This window comes from Pseudomonas sp. PWP3-1b2 (assembly GCF_049896045.1).
In the GTDB taxonomy this organism is placed as follows: Bacteria; Pseudomonadota; Gammaproteobacteria; order Pseudomonadales; family Pseudomonadaceae; genus Aquipseudomonas; species Aquipseudomonas antarctica_B.
Genome location: NZ_JAFCTN010000011.1, coordinates 1 through 23,920, shown reverse-complemented (window position 1 = coordinate 23,920; position 23,920 = coordinate 1). Strand labels below are relative to the sequence as shown.

The following is a 23,920-nucleotide window of genomic DNA, read 5'->3' as shown; positions in this document are numbered from 1 at the left end:
CCACACTTGAACTGTGAATACATTCAAATGTGGGAGCTGGCTTGCCTGCGATGAGGCCCTCAGCGTTTCGCAGCACCATTGCCCTGCTGCACCACCCAATCAACCACCTGCCTGTTCAACTGATCCCCCGCCACCCCAAACCCGGCCACCACCGCTGGCACCTTGGTATCGCTGACAGGCTGGCGCACTTCAAACCGCCGGCTGGCAATAATCCGCTGGTCACGCCCGCGCACCAGCCGCGCATCCAGCCGAATCACTACCTCCACCGCACTGCCCCGGTACTCACTCTGAAACGCCTGTAACTGCCCGCCCAACTCATAGTCGGCCTGCAGGTTGGTCTCGTCGGTACTCAGCAGCGTCACCCGCCCATCGCGCTGGAAGCCGTCCATAAACCGATTGCGCAGCAGCACCGGCGTCGGGTCGCTCCAGCGCGAGTTGGCGTAGCTGCTGATCAGGTCGCCATTGGGCACCACGGCGATGCGCGGGCTGTCGAGAAACTCGCTGGTCTGCGGCTTGCTGATGCGCAGCGACCAACTCACTGGAGCGGCTGGAGTGGTGGTCTGCGCCGAAGCCAGGCGGTACACGTCGGACGGGTCCGGCTTGGGCAGGATCGAGCAGGCGCTGATCAGGGCCAAGGCTACGGGAGCGATGATGTGGTAAGCACGCTTCATGGCGTGAACTCCTTGTTCTTGTCGCTGCCCAGCAAGTAACCGCTTGGGTTGGCTTCGAGGCGGCGGGAGATGGCGCGCAGCGAACCGAGGGTTTCGCGCAGTTCGCGCACGGCCGGCGCCAGTTCGTTGAGGCCTTGCAGGCCGCTGTTGACCGAGTCCTTGTTGTCGGTCAGCAAGGTGTTGATGGTTGCGGTGCTTTTTTCGAGGGACTTCATGGCCTGTTCGGCGCTGCCGAAAGCTTGCTTGCCTTGATCGTTGAGCAAGCCGTTGGCGCTGCGCATCAGCGTGGTGGTCTGTTCCAGCGCGGCGCTGGCCTGTTTGCTCACTTGCATCAGTTGCTGCATCACCACCTTGATGTCGCCGCGCTGGTCGGCGATGGCGCCGGTGGTTTGTTGCAGGTTGTCGAGGGTGTTGCTCAGGCGCTCGACGTTCTCGCGGGAGAACATGTGGTTAGCGTTGTGCAGCAGCAGGTTGATGCTGGTCATCAGGTCGTTGCTGTTATTGAGCAGGCGCGCGATGGGCGACGGCGAGGCGATGATTTCCGGCAGGTTGCCGTCTTTGCCCTGCAGCTCCGGGCTTTGCGGTCTACCGCCGCTGAGCTGGATGATCGAGGTGCCGGTAATGCCGGTCAGCGCCAGCTTGGCCTGGGTGTCTTCCTTGATCGGCGTTTGCCCGGCCAGGCGGATGCGTGCCAATACGCGGCGCGGGTCTTTGGGGTCCAGGCGCAAGCTGGTGACGTCGCCCACCTTGATCCCGCTGTACTGCACCGCGCTGCCCTGGGACAGGCCGCTGACCGCTTCGTTGAACACCACTTCATAGTCCTGGAAGGCGCTGTCGACGCTGGACTTGGCCAGCCACAGGCCGAACAGCATCGCGCCGACCACCACGATCACGCTGAACAGACCGATCATCACATGATGGGCTCGGGTTTCCATGTCATACCTCGTCTAGCGATTGAGCGGCATCCAATGCCGCGCGGCCACGGGGGCCGTGGAAATATTCGTGAATCCACGCGTCGTCGGTTTCCGAGACGACATCGATGGCATCGGCCACCAGCACTTTCTTTTGTGCCAGCACCGCCACGCGGTCGGTGATGGTGTAGAGCGTGTCGAGGTCGTGGGTGACCAGAAACACACTCAGGCCCAGCGCGTCGCGCAAGGTCAGAATCAGTTGATCAAATTGCGCCGCGCCAATCGGGTCGAGGCCGGCGGTGGGTTCGTCGAGAAACAGGATGTCCGGGTCCAGCGCCAGGGCCCGCGCCAATGCGGCCCGCTTGATCATGCCGCCGGACAGCGACGCCGGGTATTTATCCGCCGCCGACAGCGGCAGCCCGGCCAGCGCCAGTTTCACCGCGGCCAAGTGCTCGGCATCACGACGGCTGAGGCCGGCATGTTCAATCAATGGCAGCGCGACATTCTCGGTGACGGTCAGCGAGGAAAACAGCGCGCCCTTCTGGAACAGCACGCCAAAGCGCCGTTCCACCAGCGAGCGTTCATGCTCGGAAAGGTTGGGCAGGTTTTTGCCAAATACGCGCACCTCGCCTTCGCTGGGTCGGCGCAGGCCGACGATGCTGCGCAACAGCACCGACTTGCCGCTTCCGGAGCCGCCCACCACCGCGAGAATCTCGCCTTTGTACAACTCAAGATCGAGGTTTTCGTGCACGCTCTGGCTGCCAAAGCGGTTGCACAGGCCGCGCACTTCGATCACCGCCTCTGTCGGCGCACGGTGTGGACGACTCACCAGCCCATCTCCATAAAGAACATTGCAGCCACCGCATCCAGCACGATCACCACGAAAATCGATTGCACCACGCTGGAGGTGGTGTGGGCGCCGACCGACTCCGCACTGCCACTGACCTTGAAGCCTTCAAGACAGCCAATCGCCGCGATCAGGAAGGCGAAGATCGGCGCTTTCACCATGCCGACGAGGAAGTGCTGCACGCCGATGTCTGATTGCAGCAGCGAGAGAAACATCGCCGGTGAAATATCCAGTGCCACGGCGCAGACCACGCCGCCGCCGACGATGCCCGAGAGCATCGCCAGAAACGTCAGCATCGGCAGCGACACCAACAGGGCCATCACGCGGGGCAACACCAGCAGCTCCATCGGGTCCAGACCCAGTGTGCGGATTGCGTCGATTTCTTCGTTGGCTTTCATCGAGCCGATTTGCGCGGTGAAGGCACTGGCGGTGCGACCGGCGATGAGGATCGCGGTGAGCAACACGCCGAATTCGCGCAGGAACGAAAAGGCCACCAGGTCGACAGTGAACACCGTCGCGCCGAAGCTTTTAAGCACGGTGGCGCCGAGAAACGCTACAACCGCGCCCACCAGAAAAGTCAGCAAGGCCACGATGGGCGCCGCGTCGAGCCCGGTTTGCTCGATGTGCGCGACCATCGGCGTGATGCGCCAACGCTTGGGCCGGAAAATGCCCCGGGCGAACGTTTCGAGGATCAGGCCGATAAACCCGAGCAGTTGCTTGCTGTCTTGCCAGACCGTGTCCACCGCCCGGCCGATGCGCGCCAACACCTGAATGCCGGCGGCTTCTTCCGGTGCTTTGTCGGGTACGCAAAAATCATTGAGGGAGCGGTAGACGGTCTTGAGCAACGCGCGGTCGGCGGTGGACAGGCTGCAATCGGATTGCTCGGTGGACTGTTCGATTCGGGTTGGGCCAAGCAGCTCAACCAGTAACGACGCGCCGGCCGTGTCCAGGGCGCCGAGGCCGTTAAGGTCGATGCGGGCGCCGGCGTCGTATTGACCGTCGAGCTTGTCCGACAGCTTCTTCAGGTTGGCGTAGTGGGCAAGCGTCCAGTCCCCCGTAATCCGGAGTAACGGCGGAGTGGTCGAGGTATCGAGAAGGGCTGCGCCGGCCGTCGTGCTGGTGGTCATAAGCTCCGAGCTTGTTTGGCTATCCACAATGGCTACGTAATAGCACGATACCGCCTACTTGGGGTTGTCCGTTTGTGCTGTGTCAGTGACTTTGAAGCGCAGCACGCCAATCACCTGGCCGTCTTCGGTCAGCACTTGCACCTGCCAGCGACCCACGGCCTCGGGCGGGAAGTTCTGCTTGTGGGTCCAGGCGCGGTAGCCTTCCTTGCGCCCGCCGTGGATATCCAGGGCGATGCGGTCGACTTCCTTGCCGTTGAATTTCCACACATGGTAGATGCGCTCGTCCAGCCCGCGCGGTGCGTTGATCGCGGTGTAGGCGTACAGCCCGCTGCTGCGCAGTTGAGCGGCGTTGACTTCGCGCAGGTCATCGCCCGGCGTGCGGTCTTGCAGCTGCGTGCTGATCGCCACTTCTGTCATCCACAGCGTGGCCGGCGGTACCCAACTGCGCAGGAACCAGCCGGCGCAGCCAATGACGGCCGTGACACCCAGCAGCATCGCCCAGCCTTTGAGGCTGCGCAGTGGCAGGCTCACGGCCAGGCTTGGAATCGACAGCACGATAGCTACGCCGAGCGCGAGTTTGTAACTTTCGGCGGTGGTCAGGTGCAGGATGATTGGCAGCGCGGTGAGCAGCGCGGCAAACAAGGTCAGGGTGTGCAGCGCCAGGAACAGCGAGCGTTTCGGCGCCAGCCACTTGTAGTACAGCGGGTCGATGATCGACACCAGCGCCGCCGCGCCGAGCAGGCCGGTAAACACCGACTGGCCGCTGTTCCAGGCGGTGGTGACGAAAAAGAACGGCAGCACGAAGAACAGACTTTCCTGGTGGATCATCTGGGTGGCGTAACGCAGGAGCGGCTCGGGGATTTCGCGCTTGAATACCTTGGCGAACAGTTGGGTAAAGCTGTTTTCCAGCATCAGCCACAGCCAGCTCACCAGCATGATGACCGCGATCCAGCTGGCCATGCCTTGCTGGCGGTCTACCAGAATGAAGCTGCACACACCCGAGATAAAACCGCCGAGTGCGATCACCCCTGGGTAGCGCTTGATCAGTTCGATGACGCGCTGGACGAGGGGCGGCAGGTTTGGCATTGGCGGTTCACATTTGGTGTAGGAAAAATCCCGGACAGAATAACGTCTTGGCCCTGTGTTCGGTGCCTCATTACGTGACCCGTTTGCGATAAAGCCGCATACCGCCCAACGCAATGGCGATCAGTGCAACGACGCCGGCGCCGATCCAACTGAGGCTGTCGTAGCTCAGCAACGGTTTCTCAATACGCCAGTAACCCGGCTGGTTAAACACTTGACGCATGGCCCGGTCGGTTTGTTCCAGGCTAACGGCTTTGATGCGTTTGACCGGGTCGCTGAAGCGGCCGTTGCTGTAGTCGCCGGCAGCGCTCCAATAATAGTCGGCCATCGCGCTGTTACCTTGAACCGCCCACGCTTGGCGCGCTATGGCGGCTTGTTGCAGGCGGGCGAAGGTTGCCGGGTCGAGGCCGTCTTTAAGCAATTGTGCCTTGAGGTCTTGCAGCACCTGTTCGGCCTCGGGGAGGTTTTCCCGCTCAACGTCGGCATTCAAACTGAGAAAACCGACGCCGCCGAGCACTTCACGTTCGCTCCAGGGGCCGTAGGACAAGCCATGCTTGAGACGCAGCTGGCGGTACAGCGCCCAGTCGAGGTAGTCCTTGAGCAAGTCGTAGGTTTCATCATGCCCATCGTCCAGCACCGGTTCGGGAAGCAGCAGGTGCAGCTTGGCGCTGTCACCGACCCAGCCGTGGATCAGGTTGCGGTGGCTGGCAGCGGCGTGCTGGATTTGCGGCAGTGGCAGATGCTCGCTCGGCTCGACCGGGTCGAGTTGCCCGTAGGTGCGTTCCAGGTAGGCGGGCAGCAGTTTGTCGAGGTCGCCGACGATGATCAGGGTCATGTTGTTCGGCGCGTACCAATTCTTGCGCAGCTTCTCGAGCTGGTCGCGGGTCAGGTGATCGACCTCGGCACGCTCGGCGCATTTGAGGCCCAGCTCCACGGCCAGTTGATTGCTGGCGGTGTGGCCCAGGTCCTGACGGTCGAGCAGGCGTTGCAGGTGCGAGTAGTGGCCGCCGTCCTCGCGCTCGACCACCTGCTTGGCAGCGTTGATATTCGCGTCGGTCAGTTCGGTGCGGGTGAGGATCGCCAGCAACAGGTCGAGCACCTTGCGCTGGTTTTGCGCCGGGGCTTCGATCACGAAAGTGGTGTCGGCGTTGCTGGTGTAAGCGTTCCACTCGCCGCCAAGGGCTTGCATGCGGTCTTCGAGGTCGCCTTCACCGCCGCCGTCGATGCCGCTGAACAGCACATGTTCGAGCAAGTGCGGCAGCTCTTTCTCCTCGCACTTGAAGTCGTCCAGGCCGACACCCACCACCAGGCGAATGGCCACGTGCCCGCGCTCGGTGCCCGGCTTGAGCAGCAATTGCAGGCCGTTGGGCAAGGTGTAGCCCTCGACTTGCAGGCGGTCAAAGGCAAAGGCGTGTGCAGAGCCCATGAGCAGGCAGGCGAATAACAGGCGACGCATAACAAGCTTCCTGGCGAGTGGAGTCCATTGGTAACTGACTTCACTCGCCGTCTTACGTTCAGGGCGAATGGGTGATGTCGGCAATATCTTCGGCCGAGAGTGCGCCAGTGTCACAGGTTTCCAACACCACATAAGCGCTGCTGCAAAAGAGTGAGTTGAGGCGCTTCATGTCGGCAATCAGCTCCAGGTGCAGGGAGCTGGTCTCCAGGCTCTGGACGATCTTGCGCTGCAAGCGGCTGACGTGGGCGTGGGCCAGGCGGCGTTCCTGAGCGCGGAAGCGGCGTTTCTCGCGCAGCAATTGGCGAGCGCTTTCCGGGTCGGCACTGAGGAACACCGTCAGGCCCAGGCGCAGGTTGGCAATCAACTGGGTATGCAGGCCGGCGAGCTCTTCCAGGCCGACTTCGGAAAACTGGCGGCGCTGTGAGGTTTTTTGCTGCTGGACCTTGCGCAGCATGCGTTCGATCAGGTCGCCGGCCAGCTTCAGGTTGATCGACAGCTCGATGATTTCGGCCCAACGGCGACTGTCGTGTTCGCTGAGGTCTTCGCGGGGCATCTGCGCCAGATACAGCTTGATGGCGCTGTACAGCGCTTCGACGTCATCGCTGAGGCCGCGCATTTCCTGGGTGATCGCAGTTTGCTTGCCTTTCAGCACTTCGAGCATCGCCATGAGCATGTTGTCGATCAGGTCGCCCAGGCGCAGGGTTTCCCGCGCGGCATTGGCCAGGGCCAGGCTTGGGGTGGCAAGTGAGGCCAGGTCGAGGTGGCGCGGCTTGGCTTTGCCGTTCAGCTCCGGCTGTTCCGGCAGCAGCCAGGCACACAGGCGGGCCATCGGGCCGATGGTCGGCAGCAGGATCAGGCAGCGACTGAGGTTGTATAGAACGTGGAAGGTAATGACCATGCCTTGGGCGCTGTAGTCCAGACCGTCCATCCAGCGTACGAGAGGGTCGAGTACCGGGATAATCAGCAGCAAGCCGATGAGTTTGTACAGCAGGCTGCCCAGCGCCACTTGGCGACCGGCGGCGTTTTGCATGTTGGTGCTGAGAAACGCCAACACGCCGCTGCCAATGTTGGCGCCGATTACCAGGCCGATGGCCACGTGCAAGCCGATTACACCCGCGCCGGCCAGGGTGGCGGTGAGCAATACGGCGGCCAGGCTGGAGTAGGAGATCATCGCGAACAGTGCGCCGACCAGGGCGTCGAGCAAGATGTCGCCGGTCAGCGAGGCGAAGATGACTTTGACGCCTTGGGCGTGGGTAATCGGCCCGGCGGCCTCGACGATCAATTGCAGCGCCAGAATGATCAGGCCCAGGCCGATCCCGACACGGCCCATCTGCCCTGCCCGCGTCTGTTTGCGCGACAGGAAGAAAATCACCCCGAGAAAAATCAGCAGCGGCGACAGCCAGGACAGGTCGAATGTCAGCACCCGCGCCATCAATGCGGTACCGACGTCGGCGCCGAGCATGGTCGCCAGAGCCGGCATCAAGCCCATCAGACCTTGGCCGACGAAGGACGTGACCAGCATGGCCGTGGCGTTACTGCTCTGCACCATGGCCGTCACCAGAATACCGGCGACAAATGCCAGCCAGCGCTTGGACATGTTCTGCCCGATGACTTGGCGCAAGTTGGAACCGTAGACCCGCAAGATGCCGGTACGGACGATGTGCGTGCCCCAGATAAGCAGGGTCACGGCGGAAAGCAGATTGAGCAAGGTCAGCATGCTCGGCCCCCCGTGTGGGTGTGCCCCAAGTGGAGCGAAGTGAATTGACCGCGTGCCGTTCTACGTCTTGTGCTTAAGCTGTAGTTGGCGAATGGACTCGGCGCCAGCATCGCATAGCTAAAGTAGTGTTTGAAACAAAACTGTCATGAAATCAGCTTTTTGCAGATGAAAAAAAGGGGCTCGAAAGCCCCTTTTTCAGCAGCGGGTGCGTTTTATTGACCCGGAATATCCTTGCGCAGTTTCACTGGATCCTGCTGTTTGCGCTTTTTCGCGATCGCGGTGCGCATCTTGATGTTGACCGCTTCCACCGCCAGCGAGAACGCCATGGCGAAGTAGACGTAGCCTTTTGGTACATGCACACCGAAGGATTCGGCGATCAGCACGGTACCTACGACCAGCAGGAACGACAGCGCGAGCATTTTCAGCGACGGGTGCTTGTCGATGAATTCGCTGATGGTGCCGGCGGCCAGCATCATCACCAGCACCGCCACGACGATGGCTGCAACCATGACCGGCACGTGGGAGACCATACCGACGGCGGTGATCACCGAGTCCAGGGAGAACACGATGTCGATAATCGCGATCTGGATGATGGTGTAGATGAACTTGCCACCCTTGCCACCCGGCTCTTCGTGGGTTTCGTCTTCGCCTTCCAGTGCGTGGTACATCTCCTGCGAGCTTTTCCACAGCAGGAACAGGCCACCGAAGAACAGGATCAGGTCGCGGCCGGAAATGCCTTGGCCGAACACCACGAACAAGTCGGCGGTGAGTTGCATGACCCAGGTGATCGACAGCAACAACAGGATCCGCGTGACCATGGCCAGCGCCAGGCCGAAGATCCGGGTGCGCGCCTGCATATGCTTGGGCATGCGGCTGACCAGGATCGAAATCATGATGATGTTATCGATGCCCAGGACGATCTCGAGGGCCGTCAGGGTGAAGAAGGCAATCCAGATTTCCGGATTGGTCAGCCATTCCATGTGTATTCCTTTGAGCAAGTGTTAAACCGCGCAAGCTGCAGCGCCGCGCGGTTGGGTGTGTAGGATTATAGAGTGCTGAACAGCGGAAAAATCCCCATCAGCAAAGCAGCGAACATTATGCACAGGCACACCAGCACTGCCCACTTGAGGGTGAAGCGCTGGTGATCGCCAAATTCGATACCGGCCAGAGCCACCAGCAGGTAGGTCGAGGGTACCAGCGGGCTGAGCAAATGCACGGGTTGGCCAACGATGGAGGCACGGGCCATTTCCACGGCGGTGATGCCGTAGTGGCTGGCGGCTTCGGCGAGTACCGGCAGTACGCCGTAGTAGAACGCGTCGTTGGACATGAAGAAGGTGAACGGCATGCTCACCAGCGCGGTGATCACGGCCAGGTATGGGCCCATCGCTTCCGGGATGACCGCCAGCAGGCTTTTGGACATGGCGTCGACCATGCCGGTGCCCGACAGGATGCCAGTGAATATACCGGCGGCGAAGATCAACCCGACGACCGCCAGTACGCTGCCGGCGTGGGCGGCGACGCGGTCTTTCTGCTGTTGCAGGCACGGGTAGTTGACGATCATCGCGATACTGAACGCCACCATGAACAACACGGGCAATGGCAGCAGGCCAGCGATCAGTGTGCACATCAGGGCAAGGGTGAGCGCGCCGTTGAACCAGATCAGTTTCGGACGGCGGGCATCCGGGTATTGCGACACGCTGATTTCGCTGTGGTCGATATCGTCACCTTGCAGGTGCAACTCACCCAGTCGGGCACGTTCGCGCTTGCCGTACAGGTAGGCAATCACCAGGATCGCCACGACGCCTGCGGCCATGGCCGGGATCATCGGGACGAAAATATCCGATGGGTCCACATGCAGCGCACTGGCTGCACGGGCGGTCGGGCCACCCCAGGGGGTCATGTTCATCACGCCACCGGCGAGGATGATCAGGCCGGCCATGATCCGCGGGCTCATGCCGATGCGCTGGTACAGCGGCAGCATGGCGGCCACGCAGATCATGTAGGTCGTGGCGCCGTCACCGTCGAGGGAAACAACCAGGGCCAGCACGGCAGTGCCGACCGAGACTTTCAGCGGGTCGCCCTTGACCATCTTGAGGATCTTGCGCACGGCCGGGTCAAACAGGCCGGAGTCGATCATCAGGGCAAAGTAGAGGATGGCGAACATCAGCATCACGCCGGTCGGCGCGAGCTTGGTGATGCCTTCGAGCATCATCGGGCCGATCTTCGGTGCGAAACCGCCGAACAGCGCGAACAGGATTGGCACGATGATCAGAGCGATCAGCGCAGACAGGCGCTTGGTCATGATCAGGAACATGAACGTGATGACCATGGCAAAGCCAAGGAAAGTCAGCATAGGAATACTCCAGGCGTAGCGTGGCTAGGGAATGGCGAACCGGGTGGCGGTCAGCGCAGTACGAAAGGCACGAGGCGTACGGGCGGAGTTGGGGCACACAGGCGGGTAGGAGCGGACATCAGGAATCACCATTGTTGTTGTTAACAGCCGGTCTGTTGCCGGCAGTGGAGGCGATCCTAGACGGGGAAGCTTTCAGCCAGCTTTCGCTGGGCAATCAGATGATGGGAGGTTCTGTAGGAATTCTCTTTAAGAAGAATCAGGGCAGCTCCAGGCCGCCGGATGCTTTGTGCAGTGCGCGCAGGTGTTCGCCCATCTGCTTGAGGTTGGCTTCGCAGGCGGCGATTTCGTCGGCGCGGGAAGGATCAAGCAGCGCCCTCACCTCTTTATCCAGGTCGCCGGTCAACGATTGCAGCTGCTTCTGACGCTGGGCGCTTTCGGATTCGAGGCGTTTGGATTCCGACGGTTGCGGCAAGCCGTAGCCACCGCTGCCGAGCAGTTCCGCCGGGCGGCTGAGGAAGCCGCTGTTGGCGAGGATTTGTTGCAGCGTGTTGTTAGCTTTCTCCATGCCGCCGTTTTTCAACTCACGGGCATTGAGGTAGCGCTGTTTGACTTCGTCCTGGGCCAGCATCAGTTGCTTGCGATAGCTGGCCTGTTCCAGCAACAACAGCGCGGCGCTGGTGCGCAGGTCGGCCTGGCTGAACCATTGGCGGCGTTCTTCTGCGCTGAGGGACAGCCAGTCTTCAACCCTTGTCTGCTTGATCGGCAAGTGCTTGCGCAGCACGTCGAACATCGCCTGGTAGCGCTCGCGGAACGAGTCAAAGTGATAACCCAGGCGCAGCGCCTCGCGTTTGTCGTTCAACACGCTGGTGTCGGCCAGGCCCCGTGCGGCGAGGACTTCCAGCAAGCCGTTGGGGGTAATGTTGTCCAGGCCAGTCAACTGCGGGTTGGCGCTGCCACTGCGCAACAGTTTCAGGCTCTCTACCGCGCAGTTGTTGGAAATAAAGAAGTAATTGCCGTCGTAACTCCAGTGCATCTCGGCGGCGTGTTCGACGGTGTCGTTGATTTCCTGGCGTGAGAGCTTGAGCGGTACAGAGGCCAAGCCGCGCAGTTCGGTCTTGGTGTATTCATCGATGACTTGGGACAGCGGTAATACAAACAGGCGCGAGGGGTATTTGCCGACCAGACCGTCCCAGCTCGACAGCTGTACGTCACCGACGAAGGCGCGGTAGGACAACACCAGATGCTGGTCCAGATCCAGCCGGCAATCCGGGCCGCGCGGGCGGCCGGGCGCGCAAATTACCAGGCGCAACATGCTGTGGCCCCAGCGGCTCACCAGATTTTCATTGGCTTCGGCCAGCAGGTAGTCGATTTCGTAGACGCGCTCCGGGTCGATCTGGCCCAGCGGAGTCTTGGCGAAATCGTTGCCCGCGTTCAGGAACGCGTAAGTCTTGGCGCAGGTGTCCTGTTCAGGCGGCGCCCAGCCGAAGTGTTCCTTGTAATAGCGGAACAGCGAGGGACGGCGGCAGGCGTAACTTGGGTCGAGCAGGAAATACTCCATGTTGACCGCCACGAACTCCAGCGGGCTGGTGGTTTCGTAGATATCCGGGCTGCGCGCAACCTGATGGTTGTTTTGTTCGCGCTCTCCGCGACGGCCCACGTATTGCGGCCAGCCGGCAAGGTCCAGCAGGCGCGGATCGTCACTGAGGGTAAAGCGGCGGTCGTTTTGACCCCGGCATTGATCGGGCAAACCAATCAGGCCGGTGATGTTGTTCTGGCGGCTGCAGCGATTGATCAGCGCGCGCTCCTCTTTGGTCCACAGGCGCGCGCGGTCATAAATGTGGGTCAGTTCGTGCAGCACGGTGGCGAGCATTTCGCGGCGCACGGTGCCGTGGGGGCGATTGGTCTTTTGGGTGGCGGCGCTGCCGTCGGTCAGGCTGGCGAGCAGGTTGCTGTTGAGGTCCAGTTCGGACACCAAAGAGGCCTGGCCGTAAGCGTTTTCCGGCATCTTGTCGGTCCAGCCGACATCAATGCGCCGGTCCAACTGCTCGATAAAGCGCGGTGGCAAAGAGCGCATGGCTTCATCAAGCAATGCCTGGCTTGCCTGCTGTTCGGCCGGGCTCAGGCCGTCGGTCTTGAGCCGCAGTTGCAGGCTGGCCTGGGCTGCGCCTGCACAGAGCAGCACAGTCCCGGCCAGGAGCCAGGCGACGAATCGCCTCACAGAGCGAGGATAGCTTCGGCGAGGGTCTGATCGGTGGCGTCGCGGGCTTCCGGTACGCGGGTGCGCAGGGTGTCGAACGCGGCTTCCAGTTGCGCGCCACGGATTTCGCCGTCGCTGGCGACGAAGCTGGCGGCGTCATCGTGGGCTTCGCGCACGACTTTGGAGTCGCGGATGGAGGTGGTGGTGTCCGAGGTGAAATCAATGGTGCGCGCGGAGGCTCGCACGATGATGTTACTGGTGGCCTTCAAGGTTTGCGCGTGGGCAACATCGGCCAACAACAGCAGGCCGAGAGCGGCGGCGATCAGCGGGCTACGCATGGAATAACTCCAGAATACAAAGATGGAAATAAAAGATGGTTATTGGACGAGAATTGCCTGCGCCAGTTCAAGGTCGCTTGCATGAAGTTTTGGCCGGGTGCGGCGCAGGTAATCCAGTGCGGATTCCAGTCGTGCGCCCCGCCATTGGCCGTCAGTGGCAATAAACGCGGCTGCATCATCCTGGGCGGCCAATACCAACTTTCTGTCAAAAGGTGCAGACGTCACCTTGCTGGTGGCGTACGCACTGATGACGGTGCTCTGGGCGGTCGTTTCAAAGGCCGAAGCCAAAGGCGACCAGCACGCGGAAAACAACACGGGAACAATCAATAGGCGGTATGAAAAAGCCATGGGACTCGACAACTGAAAGCGAGCGCCAAGGCTAGCGCAATGCCCATGCGAGAGCCAGCGCTGACACATTTGGAAGCGCCTGGCGCTTCCAAATTTCATCTACCGTCAGATGGCCAGAATGGCCTGGGCCAACTGTGCGTCGGTGGCGGTATTCAGTTGCGGCGCTTGTTGGCGGATCTGAGCCAGGGCGCTTTCCAGTTTCACACCACGGATGGCGCCTTCACTGGCGACAAAGCTGGCAGCGTCGTCACGGGCGGCCTGCACCACTTTGTTGTCGCGCAGGGACGAAGTGGCATCGGAGGTGGCGTCGGAAGTGGCTTTCAGTGCGCCGACGATGGAGTCGGTGGTCACAAGGAAGCTGCTCGCGTTGGCGTTGGCAGCTACGGCCAACAGGGCGGCAGCACTCAGCAGACGAAGACGGGACATGGAATGACTCCTGTAGATGAACGAATAAAGCGGCGCAAAGCGGCCACTGTGAAACGGGCATTGTTGCTGTTGAGCATCAGACGCCTGTTCTACAAGGTTCGCCACGTAGTGAGTGGATCTTAAGCTGCCGTTTATCCGTTGGGGAAGCCTCTTGGCGGGTTAACCGCGCCAAAAGGGCTTGGACAACTCCGCTGTTCGGTCGCCCGAGGTGATACCGGCGTCGGACAGTTCACGGGAATCGAGCTGGGCCAGTTGGGGGTTGTCATGGTGAGCGCCTTTAGTGAGGTCCTGGAACACCATGTTGAGCGGCCTGGCATAACCAATACAGATACACCCATGCAGAATTGTACCTATAAATTGTTATGTTTTTTAAACTGTACCTGTCCGCACGCAATGGTTCTGTTCGGCCTCTGAAATCCAGATGCCGGAAACAACAAAGCCCGCCTCCGGTTTCCCGGGGCGGGCTTTGTTTTGACAAATCAGAGTGCTGGCAGTGGACCCGTCAGGTCAGGGCCAGCGAGCGCTGAATCAGCGCCAGAACGGCTTGCTCAGCTCTTCGTAGCGTTGAGCTTCGCTGATACCGGCGTCAGCCAGCAGACGCGAATCCAGGCGAGCCAGTTGATGGCGGCTGGAGATGCGGCGCTGCCACAACATCAGGTTGGCGAGAACGCGCAAAGGCATTGCAGCTTGGTTGTTTACAGCTTTTTCAGAGAACAGATCGGAACTGAGTGTACGTTCCATGGTGACATCCTTCCGCTTGTGGCGGGATTAGGTAGTGGTTTAACTGATGCCAATGATCCGCTTCCGGCGCAAGACTCTCCAGATACAGTTCACCTGTATTGTGAGAGGCCAGTTAACTGTTTATAGCGGCTGTACTGTACGTAAATGGGGCAACTGTACCTGTCTGCACTGAAGTGGTGCGAATTAGGTGTTTTAGGTGTGGTGCGTGGGATATTTAGGTAGGAAAAGACCGGTACAGCAGTACAGTTTTTTGCATAAGTGCCGGTTGGGAAGCCGGGCTGATGAAACTGTGTTTGCATCAGCCCGAATCTGTATCAATCAAGCCTTGAGCATATGCCCGGTTTCTTCCAGGTTAATGTGCCAACTCAGTGCTTCGCGCAGGATGTGCGGCGTGTGGCCGCCGATGGCGCAGGCCGTATTGAAGTAAGTGTTCAGCGCATCGCGGTAGGCCGGGTGCACACAGTTGTCGATGATCACCCGTGCACGCTCGCGTGGCGCCAGGCCGCGCAGGTCGGCCAGGCCTACTTCGGTCACAAGGATGTCCACGTCATGCTCGGTGTGGTCCACATGGCTGACCATCGGCACCACGCTGGAAATCGCGCCGCCTTTGGCAATCGATTTGGTCACGAAGATCGCAAGGTGTGCGTTGCGCGCGAAGTCCCCGGAGCCGCCAATGCCGTTCATCATCCGCGTGCCGCAGATGTGGGTGGAGTTGACGTTGCCATAAATGTCGAACTCCAGCGCGGTGTTGATCCCGATAATCCCAAGGCGCCGTACCACTTCAGGGTGGTTGGAGATTTCCTGTGGGCGCAGTACCAACTTGTCCTTGTAGTGCTCCAGGTTGCCGAAAACGTCGGCATTGCGCCGCTCCGACAAGGTGATCGAGCTGCCGGAGGCAAAGCTCAGTTTGCCGGCGTCGATCAGGTCGAAGGTCGAGTCCTGCAACACTTCTGAATACATGGTGAGGTCTTCGAACGGCGAGTCGATCAGGCCACACATCACTGCGTTGGCGATGTTGCCGATCCCGGCCTGCAGCGGGCCGAGTTTGTTGGTCATGCGCCCGGCGTCCACTTCCTGCTTGAGAAAGTTGATCAGGTGATTGGCGATGCCCTGGGTATCGGCGTCCGGCGGCGTGACAGTTGAGGCGGAGTCGGACTGATTGGTGATCACGATGGCGACGATCTTCTCCGGCGGGATCGGAATCGCGGTGCTGCCAATGCGGTCGTCGACTTTCACCAGCGGGATCGGCGTGCGGGTCGGCCGGTAAGTCGGGATATAGATGTCGTGCAGCCCTTCCAGATTCGGGTTGTGCGCGAGGTTGATCTCGACGATCACCTGCTTGGCGAAAATCGCAAAGCTGGCCGAGTTGCCGACGGAGGTCGTGGGCACGATATGCCCTTGCTCAGTGATGGCGACGGCTTCGATCACGGCAATGTCCGGCAACTTGAGCTGATTGTTGCGCAGTTGCTCGACGGTTTCAGACAAATGCTGGTCGATAAACATCACTTGGCCGGCGTTGATGGCCTTACGCAAGGTACTGTCGACTTGAAATGGCATACGACGGGACAGCACGCCGGCTTCGGTCAGTTGCTTGTCCAGGTCATTGCCCAGGCTGGCGCCGGTCATCAAAGTGATTTTCAGCGGGGAAGTCTTGGCGCGTTCGGCCAGGGCGTGGGGGACGGCCTTGGCTTCACCGGCGCGGGTGAAGCCGCTCATGCCGACGGTCATGCCGTCCTCGATCAGTGCTGCGGCGTCTGCCGCGCTCATAACCTTGTTCAACAACGAAGGCAAGCGGATACGTTCACGGTGCATGGATTGTTATCTCGGGCTACGGAAGCAAGGTGGGCAGTTTAGTGATTTCAAAAAAATTCGGCCCGCTACCATGGTCGAATGCCGGGGCGCGATTTAGAGCCTTTGGTCGGGTTTCATAGACATTAAAAAACCCCAGCCTACGGGAGGCCAGGGTTTTTGTATTGCGCTGGCGCAGTGTTATTCGACGGCTTTGACCATGTCTTCGATGACCTTTTTGGCATCACCGAAGACCATCATGGTCTTGTCCAGGTAGAACAACTCGTTGTCCAGGCCGGCGTAGCCGCTGGCCATCGAGCGCTTGTTGACGATGATGGTCTTGGCCTTGAACGCTTCGAGGATCGGCATGCCGGCAATCGGCGAGGTGGGATCGTTCTTGGCGGCCGGGTTGACCACGTCGTTCGCGCCGAGCACCAGCACCACGTCGGCCTGGCCGAATTCGGAGTTGATGTCTTCCATCTCGAACACCTGGTCGTAAGGCACTTCCGCCTCGGCGAGCAGCACGTTCATGTGGCCGGGCATGCGGCCGGCGACTGGGTGGATCGCGTACTTCACGGTCACGCCGCGGTGGGTCAGCTTCTCGGTCAGTTCCTTGAGCGCATGTTGCGCCCGGGCAACCGCGAGGCCATAGCCCGGCACGATGATCACGGTGTCGGCGTTGGTCAGCAGGAAGGTTGCGTCATCGGCCGAACCGGATTTCACCGGTCGCGCCTCTTTCGAACCTGCCGCTGCGCCGGCGTCCGGTGCATTGCCGAAACCGCCCAGCAGTACATTAAAGAAGGAACGGTTCATCGCCTTGCACATGATGTACGACAGGATCGCGCCGCTGGAGCCCACCAGTGAGCCGGCGATGATCAGCATCGAGTTGTTCAGCGAGAAGCCAATGCCCGCCGCCGCCCAGCCGGAGTAGCTGTTGAGCATCGAGACCACGACCGGCATGTCGGCGCCGCCGATCGGGATAATGATCAGCACGCCCAACACGAAGGCCAGGGCCAGCATCAGTGCGAAGGCTGTGAGGTTGCCGGTGAACATGAACACCAGTCCAAGACCCAACGTTGCCAGGCCCAACACCAGGTTCAGTTTGTGTTGACCGCCGAACTGTACCGGTGCGCCCTGGAACAGGCGGAACTTGTACTTGCCCGACAGCTTGCCGAACGCGATAACCGAACCGGAGAAGGTAATTGCACCAATGGCTGCGCCGAGGAACAGCTCCAAGCGGTTACCCGCCGGGATCGCGTCGCCCAAGTGTTTGACGATGCCCAACGATTGCGGCTCGACCACCGCCGCAATGGCAATAAATACCGCTGCCAGGCCGATCATGCTGTGCATAAATGCGACGAGCTCCGGCATCTTGGTCATTTCAACGCGCTTGGCCATGATCGAACCGGCGGTGCCGCCGACCAGCAGGCCCACAATCACATAGCCGATTCCCGCGGTGGCAAGCTCAGCGCCGAGCTTATAGATAAGGCCCACGGTGGTGAGCACCGCCAGTGCCATGCCGAGCATGCCGAACAGGTTGCCGCGTCGCGAAGTGGTCGGGTGCGACAGGCCTTTGAGGGCCTGGATGAAGCAGATCGACGCGATCAGGTAGAGCGTCGTGACGAGATTCATGCTCATGACGATGGCGCCTCTTCTTTTACTTTCGGGGCTTTCTTCTTGAACATCTCGAGCATGCGGCGTGTGACCAGGAAACCACCGAACACATTAACCGCCGCAAGCGCCACGGCCAGCGTGCCCATGGTTTTGCCCAGCGGAGTCACAGTGAGCGCCGCGGCCAACATGGCGCCGACGATCACGATCGCGGAAATCGCGTTGGTCACCGCCATCAGTGGCGTGTGCAGCGCGGGCGTTACGTTCCAGACCACGTGGTAACCGACATAAATCGCCAGCACAAAGATGATCAGGTTGTAGATACCGGGGGAGATAAGCTCTTCCATCGTCTGGATCCCTGCTTAGGCGTTTTTGCGGATGACTTGGCCGTCGCGGCACATCAGGCACGCGGCGACGATGTCGTCTTCGAGGTTGATTTCAAACTGCCCTTCCTTGGTGAAGACCAGCTTCAGGAAGTCCAGCAGGTTGCGTGCATATAAAGCAGAAGCATCGGCGGCGACGGCACCGGCCAGGTTGGTAGGGCCGCAAATGATCACGCCGTTCTGCACCACCACCTGGTCGGCGACGGTCAGCGGGCAGTTACCACCCTGGGCGGCAGCGAGGTCGATGACCACCGAGCCAGGCTTCATCTGCGCGACGGTGTCGGCGCTCAGCAGCGTCGGCGCTTTGCGGCCCGGAATCAGCGCAGTGGTGATGACGATGTCGGCAAGTTTGGCGCGCTCGTGCACAGCCAGGGCCTGGCGTTGCATCCAGCTGCTCGGCATTGGGCGTGCGTAACCACCGACGCCGACGGCGCATTCGCGCTCTTCATCGGTTTCGTAAGGCACGTCGACGAACTTGGCGCCGAGGGACTCGATCTGCTCCTTCACTGCCGGGCGTACGTCAGACGCTTCGATCACCGCACCCAGACGTTTCGCTGTGGCGATGGCCTGCAAGCCTGCGACGCCTGCGCCGAGAATCAGCACGCGGGCAGCCTTAACAGTGCCGGCGGCGGTCATCAGCATCGGCATGAAGCGCGGGTAGTGATGGGCGGCCAGCAATACTGCTTTATAGCCGGCGATGTTGGCCTGGGACGACAACACGTCCAGGCTCTGGGCCCGAGAGGTGCGCGGCGCAGCTTCAAGCGCAAAGGCGGTGATGCCGCGCTCGGCCAGCCTGGCGATGGTTTCGTTGCTGAACGGGTTGAGCATGCCCACCAATACGGTGCCGCTTTTGATCAGCGCCAGTTCGCTGTCGCTGGGGGCAACCACCTTGAGAATCAGCTCTGCGCCAAACGCATCGTTGGCACTGCCAATGGTCGCGCCTGCCGTTTCATAGGCGCTGTCGACGATGCTGGCGTTAGTACCGGCGCCGCTTTGTACAGTGACCTTATGGCCCTGGCCGATCAGCTTCTTGATAGTTTCCGGGGTGGCAGCCACCCGCGTTTCACCGGTCTGGGTTTCGAGAGGAACACCAATGTGCACGTCAAATCTCCTGCATGATCTTTTTGCTTTTGATCTTTTTGTAAAAAGGCCAGTGCACCGTGAGGAGCGCATCTGGGGCGACCGATCAGCACGATCCCGCCGAAATGACAGCGGGGCGCGGCATTTTGCAGGCGAACTTTACGGCCATCAAGGAATTATGACGGGTGACGAAAAATTAACTACAAGTCACCCTGTGACTGATTGTCGCAATGGTTTGGAATAACATCTTTAAATACAGGTTGTTAAAGAGGTTTTGCTGTTTTTTGAGTGGTTTTGGATGGTTGCTGTGAATGGTCGTGCATTGGCAGGTAATAGTCTCTGCAAGCCATGAAAAATAAGGTGTTAGAGGGGATTTCTGATCGATAAGTACAGTCTGCTTAAATGCGACATATACGTATATCTGTAGCGTCTTAATTTAGCTGACTACAGGGTCAGTAATATGCTGATCACCTTTAAACGCTTGGGCTGTAGCGCTGCGATTGATCTATTAACCAGTCTCTGAATGCGTGCAATGAGGCCGATTCGACCTTTCTCTCAGGAATCATCAGGTAATAAGCTTTCGAGCTGGTCAGCGCTTCGGGGTTGGCGATCACCAATTGCTGCTCGTCCAGCTCGCGCTGGATGAGGAACGGCGGTATCAGCGCTATGCCCATGTCATGCATGGCAGCCTGGGACAACATCGAGAATAGTTCGTAACGAGGGCCTGTCATGTCGCGGGGCACGTTGAGCTGCCGGGCGTTAAACCACTGGCGCCAGGCGTAAGGCCGAGTGGTTTGCTGCAGCAGTGGCAGCTCTGCGATTTCATGTGGGCTGAAACGGGTTCGCGTCCCGAGTAATCGCGGGCTGCAGACGGGCACGGGGTTTTCCCCCATCAGCCGGTGGGATTCGGTACCGGACCAGTCGGCATCGCCGAAGTAGATCGCTGCGTCGAACTCGGTATCGGCAAACAGGAAGGGTCGCGTGCGGTTGGTAAGGTTGACCGTCACCTCCGGGTGCTTGACCTGGAAATCCTTGAGGCGAGGGATCAGCCATTGGGTGCCGAAGGTAGGCACCACTGCCAGTTCGATGACGTTGGCGCCCTGCTGTCCCATTACTGACAAGGTGTCGCGTTCTACGGCATCCAGCTGCATGGCCACGCGGCGGCTGTAAGACAGCCCGGCTTCAGTCAGTTTTACGCCGCGCCGAGAGCGGCGAAACAGCTCGACACTCAAAAACTCCTCAAGACTCGCAATTTGTCGGCAGATCGCGCCTTGGGTGATGGAAAGCTCGTGCGCCGCCTTTGTAAAGCTCTCGTGGCGGGCTGCTGCCTCAAAACTGACCAAGGCGGTGGTGCTGGGAATTTTTCTGCGCATGTACCTTGTCCTCACTTGAAAATCGCTTTTATGGCATTCATCGCGGTTTCGAAGTGAGAAATTAGCACAACCCTATGCACAAACCTCGTTTGCCCTCCTCGCCTGCGCGGCCTAGTCTGCTTCCACGACTTCTGATTTCTTCGCGAGGACTTATTCATGGCTGGCAAGGCAAGCTTCAACTGGATCGATCCACTGCTGCTGGATCAACAGCTCACCGAAGAAGAGCGCATGGTGCGCGACAGTGCTGAGCAGTTCGCCCAGGGCAAGTTGGCGCCCCGTGTGCTCGAAGCCTTCCGTCATGAGAAGACCGACCCTGCGATCTTTCGCGAAATGGGCGAAATCGGCCTGCTGGGCGCAATGATTCCAGAGCAGTACGGCGGCAGTGGCTTGAACTACGTCAGCTACGGGTTGATTGCCCGTGAGGTCGAGCGTGTCGATTCCGGCTACCGCTCGATGATGAGTGTGCAGTCCTCACTGGTCATGGTGCCCATCAATGAGTTTGGCACCGAGGCGCAAAAGCAGAAGTACCTGCCAAAGCTGGCTTCCGGCGAGTGGATCGGCTGCTTCGGCCTGACTGAACCTGACCACGGCTCCGACCCGGGTGCGATGATTACTCGTGCGCGCAAGGTGGACGGCGGCTACAGCCTGACCGGCGCGAAGATGTGGATCACCAATAGCCCGATCGCCGATGTGTTCGTGGTGTGGGGCAAGGACGACGCCGGCGATATCCGCGGGTTTGTCCTGGAGAAAGGCTGGAAGGGGCTCAGCGCGCCGGCGATTCACGGCAAGGTCGGCCTGCGCGCCTCCATCACCGGTGAAATCGTGATGGACAATGTGTTTGTGCCGGACGAGAACATTTTCCCGGATGTGCGTGGCTTGAAGGGGCCGTTCACCTGCCTCAACTCGGCGCGCTATGGCATTTCCTGGGGCGCGCTGGGTGCTGCTGAGTTCTGCTGGCACACCGCCCGCCAGTACACCCTGGACCGTCAACAGTTTGGCCGCCCACTGGCAGCGACTCAGTTGATCCAGAAGAAGCTGGCGGATATGCAGACGGAGATCACCCTCGCCTTGCAGGGCTGCCTGCGCTTGGGGCGTATGAAGGATGAAGGTACGGCGGCGGTTGAGATCACATCGATCATGAAGCGCAACTCGTGCGGCAAATCCCTGGATATCGCGCGTATGGCGCGGGACATGTTGGGTGGCAACGGCATATCCGACGAATTCGGGGTGGCGCGTCACTTGGTCAACCTGGAAGTGGTGAACACCTATGAGGGGACTCATGACGTGCATGCCTTGATCCTTGGGCGCGCGCAAACCGGTCTTCAGGCTTTCTATTAATAGGAGCACGGTATGGGCGCGCTTTCACATCTGCGGGTACTGGATTTATCGCGAGTGCTGGCGGGCCCCTGGTCCGGGCAGATTCTTGCGGACCTTGGTGCGGAGGTCATCAAGGTCGAGCGGCCGGGTAATGGGGATGACACGCGTGCGTGGGGGCCGCCCTTCCTTAAGGATGCCTATGGTGAGAACACCAGCGAGGCGGCGTACTACCTGTCGGCCAACCGCAATAAGGAGTCGGTGACCATCGACTTCACGCGGCCGGAGGGGCAGAAGCTGGTGCGTGACCTGGCGGCCAAGTCCGACATCCTGATTGAGAACTTCAAGGTGGGCGGTCTGGCAGCGTATGGGCTGGATTATGAATCGCTGAAGGAGATTAATCCGGAGTTGATCTATTGCTCGATCACCGGGTTTGGTCAGACCGGGCCTTACGCGGGGCGTGCAGGCTACGACTTCATGATTCAGGGCTTGGGTGGGCTGATGAGTCTCACTGGCCGACCTGAGGGCGATGAGGGTGCCGGGCCGGTGAAGGTCGGTGTGGCGCTGACCGACATCCTGACGGGGCTCTACTCGACGGTAGCGATCCTGGCGGCGTTGGCTCATCGGGATCATGACGGTGGCGGGCAACATATCGACATGGCATTGCTGGACGTGCAGGTCGCCTGCCTGGCTAACCAGGCAATGAATTACCTGACGACGGGTGTGTCACCAAAGCGGCTGGGTAATGCGCACCCTAATATCGTGCCGTACCAGGATTTCCCCACGGCGGATGGCGACTTCATCCTGACCGTGGGTAATGACGGGCAGTTTCGCAAGTTCGCTGAAGTGGCTGGGCAGCCGCAGTGGGCAGATGATCCGCGCTTCGCCACTAATAAGCTGCGGGTGGCCAATCGCGCCGAGCTGATTCCGCTGATTCGTCAGGCGACGGTCTTCAAGACGACGGCTGAGTGGGTGGCGCAGCTGGAACGCGTGGGTGTGCCCTGCGGGCCGATCAATGATCTGGAGCAGGTGTTTGCCGATCCCCAGGTGAAAGCGCGTGGGTTGGCAATGGCATTACCTCATCCGCTGGCGGGGATGGTGCCTCAGGTTGCCAGCCCTATACGTTTGTCCAAGACGCCTGTGGAGTATCGCAGTGCGCCTCCTCTATTAGGAGAGCATACGGCCAAGGTACTGCAAGACGTTCTAGGGCTGGGGGCGGCCAACGTGGCTGCTTTAAAAGAGTCGGGTGTTATCTGAGTGCGCTCTTCTATATAGAAGCGTTAACGGGTTCTTTTTGGTGGTTTTTTGATCAATCCTAAGTAATTGATATAAAAGCGTAATAAAGGGTTGACGGCAGATTCTGGAAGTCTATAATTCGCCCCACTTCCGGCGCAGTCGAAACGAAAAACTCCTTGGTAAACAAAGAGTTATACGAGATTCGGCAGCGAGTTGCTTCAGTTCATCGAAGCCCAGAAGGAGTTGGTAGAGCGGTGTTGTTTGGCTCTATTAACGTTTCGATCTTCTCGGTCGAAAGCGGAGAAAAAGAGGTGTTGACAGCAGCGTGTAACGCTGTAGAATTCGCCTCCCGCTAACGAGAGATCGGAAGCGCAAGTGGTTGAAGTTGTTGAAGAATTCTTCAAAAACTTCTGAAAATAATCACTTGACAGCAAATGAGGCTGCTGTAGAATGCGCGCCTCGGTTGAGACGAAAGATCTTAACCAACCGCTCTTTAACAACTGAATCAAGCAATTCGTGTGGGTGCTTGTGGAGTCAGACTGATAGTCAACAAGATTATCAGCATCACAAGTTACTCCGCGAGAAATCAAAGATGTAACCAACGATTGCTGAGCCAAGTTTAGGGTTTCTTAAAAACCCAAAGATGTTTGAACTGAAGAGTTTGATCATGGCTCAGATTGAACGCTGGCGGCAGGCCTAACACATGCAATTCGAGCGGTAGAGAGATGCTTGCTTCTCTTGAGAGCGGCGGACGGGTGAGTAATGCCTAGGAATCTGCCTGGTAGTGGGGGATAACGTTCGGAAACGGACGCTAATACCGCATACGTCCTACGGGAGAAAGCAGGGGACCTTCGGGCCTTGCGCTATCAGATGAGCCTAGGTCGGATTAGCTAGTTGGTGAGGTACTGGCTCACCAAGGC

The 23,920-nt window shown here is 59.7% G+C and carries 21 protein-coding genes, 1 rRNA gene and 1 pseudogene; 3 read left to right on the top strand and 20 right to left on the bottom strand.

All coding sequences use genetic code 11. The annotated features are described in order from the left end of the window. Window positions 1–59: 59 nt before the first annotated feature. The 20 genes and pseudogenes from ACP7A2_RS09765 to ACP7A2_RS09670 form a co-directional block, all read right to left on the bottom strand. The gene (locus ACP7A2_RS09765) at window positions 60–671 is read right to left on the bottom strand and encodes an ABC-type transport auxiliary lipoprotein family protein (protein WP_426134037.1); all 612 of its coding nucleotides are present in this window, start codon (window positions 669–671) and stop codon (window positions 60–62) included. Then, window positions 668–1,606, bottom strand: a complete 939-nt coding sequence (locus tag ACP7A2_RS09760) for an MlaD family protein (RefSeq protein WP_426134036.1) — start codon at window positions 1,604–1,606, stop codon at window positions 668–670. The genes ACP7A2_RS09765 and ACP7A2_RS09760 overlap by 4 nt, the downstream gene beginning before the upstream one ends. Before the next feature lies 1 nt (window position 1,607). Next, entirely contained in the window at window positions 1,608–2,411 is an 804-nt protein-coding gene (locus ACP7A2_RS09755) for an ABC transporter ATP-binding protein (RefSeq protein ID WP_426134035.1), read from the bottom strand. Beyond that, window positions 2,408–3,556 (bottom strand): MlaE family lipid ABC transporter permease subunit, encoded by a 1,149-nt coding sequence (locus ACP7A2_RS09750; protein ID WP_426134034.1) that lies wholly within the window; start codon window positions 3,554–3,556, stop codon window positions 2,408–2,410. The genes ACP7A2_RS09755 and ACP7A2_RS09750 overlap by 4 nt, the downstream gene beginning before the upstream one ends. A 54-nt stretch (window positions 3,557–3,610) precedes the next feature. After that, entirely contained in the window at window positions 3,611–4,642 is a 1,032-nt protein-coding gene (locus ACP7A2_RS09745) for a DUF5924 family protein (protein WP_426134033.1), read from the bottom strand. A gap of 70 nt (window positions 4,643–4,712) precedes the next feature. Beyond that, window positions 4,713–6,095 (bottom strand): M16 family metallopeptidase, encoded by a 1,383-nt coding sequence (locus tag ACP7A2_RS09740; RefSeq protein WP_426134032.1) that lies wholly within the window; start codon window positions 6,093–6,095, stop codon window positions 4,713–4,715. Between the two features lie 58 nt (window positions 6,096–6,153). Further along, complete coding sequence (locus tag ACP7A2_RS09735; protein ID WP_426134031.1) at window positions 6,154–7,812, bottom strand: Na/Pi cotransporter family protein; 1,659 nt, start codon at window positions 7,810–7,812, stop codon at window positions 6,154–6,156. A 212-nt stretch (window positions 7,813–8,024) separates the two neighbouring features. After that, window positions 8,025–8,792, bottom strand: coding sequence for a TerC family protein (locus ACP7A2_RS09730; RefSeq protein ID WP_426134030.1), 768 nt, complete (start codon window positions 8,790–8,792; stop codon window positions 8,025–8,027). A 65-nt stretch (window positions 8,793–8,857) separates the two neighbouring features. Continuing rightward, window positions 8,858–10,165: a CitMHS family transporter gene (locus tag ACP7A2_RS09725; RefSeq protein WP_375070594.1), complete on the bottom strand. Its 1,308-nt coding sequence runs from the start codon at window positions 10,163–10,165 to the stop codon at window positions 8,858–8,860. Between the two features lie 256 nt (window positions 10,166–10,421). Next, window positions 10,422–12,383, bottom strand: coding sequence for a DUF4105 domain-containing protein (locus tag ACP7A2_RS09720; RefSeq protein WP_426134029.1), 1,962 nt, complete (start codon window positions 12,381–12,383; stop codon window positions 10,422–10,424). Continuing rightward, window positions 12,380–12,700: a DUF2388 domain-containing protein gene (locus ACP7A2_RS09715; RefSeq protein WP_375070598.1), complete on the bottom strand. Its 321-nt coding sequence runs from the start codon at window positions 12,698–12,700 to the stop codon at window positions 12,380–12,382. Before ACP7A2_RS09715 ends, ACP7A2_RS09720 begins: the two co-directional genes overlap by 4 nt. A 39-nt stretch (window positions 12,701–12,739) precedes the next feature. Continuing rightward, the gene (locus ACP7A2_RS09710) at window positions 12,740–13,048 is read right to left on the bottom strand and encodes a DUF2388 domain-containing protein (RefSeq protein ID WP_375070600.1); all 309 of its coding nucleotides are present in this window, start codon (window positions 13,046–13,048) and stop codon (window positions 12,740–12,742) included. A 105-nt stretch (window positions 13,049–13,153) separates the two neighbouring features. Next, window positions 13,154–13,474, bottom strand: a complete 321-nt coding sequence (locus tag ACP7A2_RS09705) for a DUF2388 domain-containing protein (RefSeq protein WP_426134028.1) — start codon at window positions 13,472–13,474, stop codon at window positions 13,154–13,156. Between the two features lie 159 nt (window positions 13,475–13,633). Continuing rightward, a pseudogene (locus ACP7A2_RS09700) lies at window positions 13,634–13,729 on the bottom strand (DUF1127 domain-containing protein); the annotation flags it as partial. Between the two features lie 273 nt (window positions 13,730–14,002). Continuing rightward, window positions 14,003–14,215, bottom strand: a complete 213-nt coding sequence (locus ACP7A2_RS09695; RefSeq protein WP_049710714.1) for a DUF1127 domain-containing protein — start codon at window positions 14,213–14,215, stop codon at window positions 14,003–14,005. Window positions 14,216–14,533: 318 nt separating this feature from the next. Next, window positions 14,534–16,027, bottom strand: coding sequence for an acetyl-CoA hydrolase/transferase family protein (locus ACP7A2_RS09690; protein ID WP_426134027.1), 1,494 nt, complete (start codon window positions 16,025–16,027; stop codon window positions 14,534–14,536). A gap of 177 nt (window positions 16,028–16,204) precedes the next feature. After that, window positions 16,205–17,641: an NAD(P)(+) transhydrogenase (Re/Si-specific) subunit beta gene (locus ACP7A2_RS09685; RefSeq protein WP_375070608.1), complete on the bottom strand. Its 1,437-nt coding sequence runs from the start codon at window positions 17,639–17,641 to the stop codon at window positions 16,205–16,207. Next, window positions 17,638–17,961 carry an NAD(P) transhydrogenase subunit alpha gene (locus tag ACP7A2_RS09680; protein ID WP_003170836.1) on the bottom strand — a complete coding sequence of 108 codons (324 nt, stop codon included), beginning with the start codon at window positions 17,959–17,961 and terminating at the stop codon, window positions 17,638–17,640. Before ACP7A2_RS09680 ends, ACP7A2_RS09685 begins: the two co-directional genes overlap by 4 nt. Before the next feature lie 15 nt (window positions 17,962–17,976). After that, on the bottom strand, window positions 17,977–19,098 hold the full coding sequence (locus ACP7A2_RS09675; RefSeq protein ID WP_426134026.1) for a Re/Si-specific NAD(P)(+) transhydrogenase subunit alpha: 1,122 nt from the start codon (window positions 19,096–19,098) through the stop codon (window positions 17,977–17,979). Between the two features lie 452 nt (window positions 19,099–19,550). After that, window positions 19,551–20,450 (bottom strand): LysR family transcriptional regulator, encoded by a 900-nt coding sequence (locus ACP7A2_RS09670; protein ID WP_426134025.1) that lies wholly within the window; start codon window positions 20,448–20,450, stop codon window positions 19,551–19,553. Window positions 20,451–20,606: 156 nt separating this feature from the next. On the opposite strand from ACP7A2_RS09670, the gene ACP7A2_RS09665 reads away from it, so the two are divergent. From ACP7A2_RS09665 to ACP7A2_RS09655, 3 genes are all read left to right on the top strand, one after another. Continuing rightward, a complete protein-coding gene (locus ACP7A2_RS09665) occupies window positions 20,607–21,788 on the top strand; it encodes an acyl-CoA dehydrogenase (protein ID WP_426134024.1) in 1,182 nt (393 codons plus the stop codon). Between the two features lie 12 nt (window positions 21,789–21,800). After that, the gene (locus ACP7A2_RS09660; RefSeq protein ID WP_426134023.1) at window positions 21,801–23,021 is read left to right on the top strand and encodes a CaiB/BaiF CoA transferase family protein; all 1,221 of its coding nucleotides are present in this window, start codon (window positions 21,801–21,803) and stop codon (window positions 23,019–23,021) included. Window positions 23,022–23,649: 628 nt separating this feature from the next. After that, window positions 23,650–23,920 (top strand): 16S ribosomal RNA (locus ACP7A2_RS09655); the annotation flags it as partial.

Coding starts and splice junctions, on each gene's coding strand:
- ACP7A2_RS09765 (WP_426134037.1), bottom strand. CDS start 671: ATGAAGCGTGCTTACCACATCATCGCTCCCGTAGCCTTGGCCCTGATC.
- ACP7A2_RS09760 (WP_426134036.1), bottom strand. CDS start 1,606: ATGGAAACCCGAGCCCATCATGTGATGATCGGTCTGTTCAGCGTGATC.
- ACP7A2_RS09750 (WP_426134034.1), bottom strand. CDS start 3,556: ATGACCACCAGCACGACGGCCGGCGCAGCCCTTCTCGATACCTCGACC.
- ACP7A2_RS09745 (WP_426134033.1), bottom strand. CDS start 4,642: ATGCCAAACCTGCCGCCCCTCGTCCAGCGCGTCATCGAACTGATCAAG.
- ACP7A2_RS09740 (WP_426134032.1), bottom strand. CDS start 6,095: ATGCGTCGCCTGTTATTCGCCTGCCTGCTCATGGGCTCTGCACACGCC.
- ACP7A2_RS09735 (WP_426134031.1), bottom strand. CDS start 7,812: ATGCTGACCTTGCTCAATCTGCTTTCCGCCGTGACCCTGCTTATCTGG.
- ACP7A2_RS09730 (WP_426134030.1), bottom strand. CDS start 8,792: ATGGAATGGCTGACCAATCCGGAAATCTGGATTGCCTTCTTCACCCTG.
- ACP7A2_RS09725 (WP_375070594.1), bottom strand. CDS start 10,165: ATGCTGACTTTCCTTGGCTTTGCCATGGTCATCACGTTCATGTTCCTG.
- ACP7A2_RS09715 (WP_375070598.1), bottom strand. CDS start 12,700: ATGCGTAGCCCGCTGATCGCCGCCGCTCTCGGCCTGCTGTTGTTGGCC.
- ACP7A2_RS09710 (WP_375070600.1), bottom strand. CDS start 13,048: ATGGCTTTTTCATACCGCCTATTGATTGTTCCCGTGTTGTTTTCCGCG.
- ACP7A2_RS09705 (WP_426134028.1), bottom strand. CDS start 13,474: ATGTCCCGTCTTCGTCTGCTGAGTGCTGCCGCCCTGTTGGCCGTAGCT.
- ACP7A2_RS09695 (WP_049710714.1), bottom strand. CDS start 14,215: ATGGAACGTACACTCAGTTCCGATCTGTTCTCTGAAAAAGCTGTAAAC.
- ACP7A2_RS09690 (WP_426134027.1), bottom strand. CDS start 16,027: ATGCACCGTGAACGTATCCGCTTGCCTTCGTTGTTGAACAAGGTTATG.
- ACP7A2_RS09685 (WP_375070608.1), bottom strand. CDS start 17,641: ATGAGCATGAATCTCGTCACGACGCTCTACCTGATCGCGTCGATCTGC.
- ACP7A2_RS09680 (WP_003170836.1), bottom strand. CDS start 17,961: ATGGAAGAGCTTATCTCCCCCGGTATCTACAACCTGATCATCTTTGTG.
- ACP7A2_RS09670 (WP_426134025.1), bottom strand. CDS start 20,450: ATGCGCAGAAAAATTCCCAGCACCACCGCCTTGGTCAGTTTTGAGGCA.
- ACP7A2_RS09665 (WP_426134024.1), top strand. CDS start 20,607: ATGGCTGGCAAGGCAAGCTTCAACTGGATCGATCCACTGCTGCTGGAT.
- ACP7A2_RS09660 (WP_426134023.1), top strand. CDS start 21,801: ATGGGCGCGCTTTCACATCTGCGGGTACTGGATTTATCGCGAGTGCTG.